The sequence below is a fragment of the Trueperaceae bacterium genome, from assembly GCA_019454765.1.
Classification (GTDB): Bacteria; Deinococcota; Deinococci; order Deinococcales; family Trueperaceae; genus JAAYYF01.
Map to the genome: position 1 here is coordinate 25,939 of JACFNR010000033.1, position 5,614 is coordinate 31,552.

4 protein-coding genes are annotated in these 5,614 nt (G+C 71.1%); 2 read left to right on the forward strand and 2 right to left on the reverse strand.

Features of this window, described 5'->3' with window-relative positions; translation table 11 throughout:
- Nucleotides 1-78 precede the first annotated feature (78 nt).
- A complete protein-coding gene (locus tag H3C53_09635) occupies nt 79-1,527 on the reverse strand; it encodes a proline--tRNA ligase (GenBank protein MBW7916925.1) in 1,449 nt (482 codons plus the stop codon).
- 75 nt (nt 1,528-1,602) lie between these two features.
- Complete coding sequence (locus H3C53_09640; GenBank protein ID MBW7916926.1) at nt 1,603-3,285, reverse strand: universal stress protein; 1,683 nt, start codon at nt 3,283-3,285, stop codon at nt 1,603-1,605.
- A gap of 73 nt (nt 3,286-3,358) precedes the next feature.
- Between H3C53_09640 and H3C53_09645 the strand changes: the two genes are divergently transcribed.
- Complete coding sequence (locus H3C53_09645) at nt 3,359-4,087, forward strand: DsbA family oxidoreductase (protein MBW7916927.1); 729 nt, start codon at nt 3,359-3,361, stop codon at nt 4,085-4,087.
- A gap of 169 nt (nt 4,088-4,256) precedes the next feature.
- A partial coding sequence (metG, locus tag H3C53_09650; GenBank protein ID MBW7916928.1) for a methionine--tRNA ligase occupies nt 4,257-5,614 on the forward strand: 1,358 nt, incomplete at its 3' end.

A 5,614-nucleotide genomic window follows, 5' to 3' on the forward strand; every position in this document is an offset into this window, starting at 1 on the left:
GCCCCTCCGGCGCGGACTCCGCCGCCGGCTCCCCCGCGGTCGGCGCCGCGTGGCCCCGGGTCGGGCGACCGGCCACCGTCAGTACGCCTTGGCGAAGACGACCTTGCGGGCGTAGCCGCTCGGCCGGCCGGTGTGCACGCAGACCGTGCCCTCGGCGCTGGGCCCATCGAGGGGGATGCAGCGCACCGTGGCCTTGGTCTCCTCCTGGATGGCCCTCTCGCTCGCCGGGTCGCCGCAATGCGTGGCGTACACGAACCCCAGCTCCACCTTCTCCTTGAGCTCCTCGTATGTGTCCGCGTGGAAGACGTGCTGCTCGCGGAACTCCACGGCGCGCCGGTAGAGGGCGTCGTGGAAGGCGCCCAGCGCGAACGACACGTGAGCGGCGAGTGCGGGAAGCGGCACGGACTGCTTCTCGCCGGAGAGCCTGTCGGCCACGATCGCCACGCCCTGGTCGATGTCCTTGGGGCCGATCTCCACGCGCAGCGGCACGCCCTTCACCTCCCAGTCGACGAACTTGCGCCCCGGCGACATCCCCTCGCGGTCGTCGACCTTCACCCGGACCCCCGCGGCCACGAGCGCGGCCCGCACCACCTCGGCCTCCGCGAGCACGCGCCCCTTGGCCTCCTCGTCGTTGGCGCGGTAGATGGGGAGGATCACGACCTGGACGGGCGCCAGCTTGGGCGGCATGATGAGGCCCTTGTCGTCGCCGTGGCCCATGATGAGCGCGCCGATGAAGCGCGTGCTGAAGCCCCACGAGGTGGTGTGGGCGTACGCCTGCTCGTTGTTGACGTCGTTGAAGGAGATGTCGAACGCGCGCGCGAAGTTCTCGCCCATGTAGTGGCTGGTGCCCGACTGGAGCGCCTTGCCGTCGCGCATCATCGCCTCGATGGTGAGCGTCTGCAACGCGCCGGCGAAGCGCTCGCCCTCGGTCTTCTCGCCCTTGATGACGGGCAGAGCACCGTAGGTCTCGGCGAACTCGGCGTACACCTCGAGCATCCGCCGCGTCTCGGCCAGCGCCTCCTCGGCCGTGGCGTGAGCGGTGTGCCCCTCCTGCCACAGGAACTCCGTGGTGCGCAGGAACGGCCTCGTGCGCAGCTCCCAGCGCATGACGTTGCACCACTGGTTGTAGAGCAGCGGCAGGTCGCGGTAGCTCTGCACCCACTTGCTGTAGAGCTCGCCGATGATCGTCTCGGACGTCGGCCGGATGGCCAGCGGCTCCTCGAGCTCCTTACCGCCCGCGTGCGTCACGACGGCCAGTTCGGGAGCGAACCCCTCCACGTGGTCGGCCTCGCGCTGGAAGAAGCTCATGGGGATGAGCATGGGGAAGTAGAGGTTCTCGTGCCCCGTGGCCTTGAACATGGCGTCCAGGTCGCGCTGGATGTTCTCCCACAGGGCGTAGCCGTACGGCTTGATCACGAAGGAGCCGCGCACCGGCCCCAGGTCGACCAGGTCGGCGCGGTAGACGATGTCGTTGTACCAGGCGCTGAAATCCTCGGCCTGGGTGGGTAGGGAGTGCGGCTTCGCCATGACGCCACAGCTTAGCAGGCGCCCCGGCGCCGCGGCCGGCCGCAGAGCGTGAGGCACGGCGCCCGGCTCCCGCGCTCAGGTGATGACGAGCGGTAGCTCGGTGAGGCTCAACACCTCGTCGAGCACGCCGCCGAGCATCTCCTCCAGCCAGCGCGGGCCGGAGCGGCTGCCGAGGAAGATGACGTCGCACCCCCGCTCGAGCGCCACCCTCACCACGGCCGGCGCCACCGGGCCGGCTGCCTCCACCAGCTCCGCCTCCACCCCGAGCCGCGCCAGGTAGTCGCCGGCGCGCCGCAACGGCCCGGCGGCGGCGCCGCCCTCACCGGCACGCCGCTCCACCGTGACGACCACGGGCTCGAGTTCCCACCTGAGCGCCAGGTAGGCGAGCGCGAACAGCGCCTCCTCGGCCTTGGCGCCCCCGTCGTAGGCGAGGAGCGGCCGCCGCAGCTCGGGCTCGGGGCGGCTCACGAGCAGTAGCGGCTTCGGGCAGCGGCGCAGGAGGGCGCGCGCCCGCCGGTCGCCCGTCTCCCCGTCGCCGCGGGCCACCACCACCAGGTCGACGTAAGGGGCGCGCTCCCGCACCTCGGCGCGCAGCTCGCCCCGGGCCTCGGCGAACTGCCCCGTCACCCCGCGCGCCGCGCACTCCGCCAGGAACGAGCGTCTGGCCGCGCCGGCCCCGGCCTCCGGCGGGGTGTTGGCGGCGGCGAGCGCCTTGGCGAGCGCGTCGTCGCCCACCGGTGGAGGCGAGTAGAGCGCGAAGGCGCGGGCGCCTTCGCGCCCCGCGAACGCCGCGCCCGTGACTATCACGGCCTCGTCGCTCGCGGCGCCCGTCAGGACGAACAGGACGCTGTCGGCGAGCACGCGCCGCGCCGCGCCCTTGAGTTCGGCGGCGCGCTCGTCGACGCTGGCGGGCCGCGTCCGAGCCAACCCCTCCGCCAGTTGCGGGCCCTCCAGCTCCCAGCCGAAGCGCCGGGCCAGCTCCCCACGGTGCTCGGAGAGGTAGAGGTAGAGGTCGGCCTCGGTGCGGCCAGGGAAGTCGAGGAGCAGGCCGTGCGCCCGGATCTCCTCGACCACCGGCAGGTAGACCTCGTCGTAGAAGTGCGTCACGGCATCGTCCCACTCCACGGGCCTGTCGAGGTCTATGCCCATGAAGTAGCGGTGCACCCGGATGTGCTCCAGGAGCCGCGGGTACTTGCCCGGCACGGTGACGGTGAGGTCGGCGCCGGGCCGCAACGTGTCGAGGTGGGTGGCGTCGAGGAACTCGGCGAGCTCGCTGGCCATGATCAGGTCGTCCTGATCCATGTCGGGCGTGAACGGCACGCGCGAGGTCACGGGCGTGACCCAGGCGTTGATGTGCGTGGCGCCGAGCTGGCGCGCCACCGACACGCGGTGGTTGCCGTCCTTGACGAAGTACGCCTCCCCGATGCGGTAGAGGTCGACGGGCGGCACCCCCTCCAGGCCGTCCATGGCGAGCTTCACGTTCACCCAGCGCGAGCGGTCGGCGTCGGAGAGGGGCAGGAACGAGCGGTTGAAGTCCTGGTAGCGTCCGACGCTTCCGACGATGGCGGCGAGCGGCACGTCCTCGAGCGTCGTGCCTGCGCCCTCCACCGCCCGCAGGCGCCGCCTCACGTCGTCGTACATGAGGAGCCTGTCGCTCTGCCCCGACAGCTGCGCCAGGACCGCCTGCACGTCGGCGCGCCGCCTGGCGCCATGGAAGTCCGCGATGGCGCTACCCGCGGCGGCGCTACGCTCGCTCATGCCGGCATTCTGCCACGGGCGTTCCGTAACGCCGTGAGCGGCGCGCGACCGGCCTGCCGGTTAGCCTCGCGGCATGCTCATCGAGATCTGGTCCGACATCGCCTGCCCCTGGTGCTACATCGGCAAGGTGCGCTTCGAGGCGGCGCTGGAGCGTTACGAGCACCGCGACGCCGTGCAGGTGCGCTGGCGCTCGTTCGAGCTGGCGCCGGCCGCGCCCAAGGTCGATCCGCCCTCGACCAGCGAGCACCTCATGGCCAAGTACGGCCGCTCGCGCGAGCAGGTCGCCGAGATGATGGCGCGCGTGACGGAGGTCGCCGCCGCCGAGGGCCTCGACTACCGCCTGGGTGACGCCGTGGCCGCCAACACCTTCGACGCTCACCGCCTCGTCCACCTGGCCGCCGCGCTGGATCCGGCCGATGGCGGCCGCGCGATGATGACGCGGCTGATGCGCGCCTACCAGTGCGAGGGCGCCGACGTCTCGGACTCAGCCACCCTGGTGCGGCTGGGCGCGGAGTGTGGCCTCGACGATGGGCGGGTGACGCGCATGCTGGCGAGCACCGACCACGCCGACGCGGTGCGCGCCGACGAGCGCCGCGCCAAGAGCCTCGGGGTCGACGGGGTGCCGTTCTTCGTGATCGACGAGGCGCACGGGGTGTCGGGCGCGCAACCGAGCGAGTTCTTCCTGGAGGCGTTGCGCAGGCTGGGGCCCAAGGGCGGGCCGGTGACGCTGCTGACGGGACCCGCCGCGACCGACGCCGCGGCGGCCTGCACCGACGACGGCTGCGAGGTACCGCAGGCCTGAGCGGTCGGGCGGGGTTATACTGCCCGCCGGTATGGTGCCGCGAATGATGCCCAGTTGCCCTGTCGACGACTGACCGAGCCGGTCGGTCGGGTCAGGGCGCCGTGCGACGTGAGCGGCGCCCTCTTTCGTGCACGGCGCCACGCACGCCCTTCCCAATTGGAGACGCGAGATGACTAGCGACAGTACCGAGAACCGCACAGCGGGCGCCGCGCCGACGGGCGGCGCCGGGCACGGGGCCTTCTACGCCACCACCCCCATCTTCTACGTGAACGCGGCGCCGCACATCGGTCACGCCTACACGACCATCCTCGTCGACGTGGTCACGCGCTTCCACCGCCTGAAGGGCGACGACACCTACTTCCTGACGGGCACCGACGAGCACGGTGAGAACATCCAGAAGGCCGCCGAGGCGCACGGCGAGACGCCGCAGCAGTACGCCGACCAGGTGAGCGGCGAGTTCCGGAGCATGTGGGACCGGCTGGGCATCGGCTACGACGACTTCATCCGCACCACCGAGCCGCGCCACAAGAAGGTCGTGCAGGAGGTCCTGCAGCGCGTCTACGACAACGGCGACATCGTCTACGGCGAGTACGCGGGCCTCTACTGCGTCAAGTGCGAGCGCTACTACACCGACAAGGAGCTCGTGGACGGCAAGTGCCCGCAGCACGAGATCGTCCCCGAGTACCGCACCGAGGCGAACTACTTCTTCCGCATGGAGAAGTACCGCACCTGGCTTCGCGACCTCCTCAACGACCAGCCCGAGCTGATCAGGCCGGCGCGCTACCGCAACGAGGTCCTCGCCATGCTGCGCGAGCCGGTCGGCGACCTCTCGATCAGCCGTCCCCGCAGCCGCGTGCCGTGGGGCATCCCGCTGCCGTGGGACGACGAGCACGTGACGTACGTGTGGTTCGACGCCCTCATCAACTACTACTCGGCCCTCGAGAGCAAGGGGCTGACGGAGCGGTTCTGGCCGCACGTCGAGCACTTCATCGCCAAGGACATCGTCAAGCCGCACGGCCTCTTCTGGCCCATCATGCTCAAGGCGGCCGGCATCCCCCTCTTCAAGCACCTCAACGTGCACGGCTACTGGCTCATCGACGACCGCAAGATCAGCAAGTCGCTCGGCAACGCCGTCAAGCCCCTCGACCTGCTCGAGAAGTACGGCAACGACGCGTTCCGCTACTTCCTCATCCGCGACATGCCGTTCGGGCTCGACGCGAGCTTCACCGAGCCGGCCATCGCCGAGCGCATCAACGCCGACCTGGCCAACGACCTGGGCAACCTCCTCAACCGCACCCTCGGAATGCTGGGGCGTTACCGCGGCGGCAAGGTGCCCGCCGCGGGTCCCGTCGAGCAGGCCGACCAGGAGCTCATCGACGCCTTCCTGGGGCTGCCCGAGGCCGCCACGCGGCAGTTCGACGCCCTGCAGTTCGACCGCGCCCTCGAGGGCGTGATGGAGGCCGTGCGCAAGGCCAACAAGTACATCGCCGACACCAAGCCGTGGGAGCTCGCCCGCGAGGAGGCCAC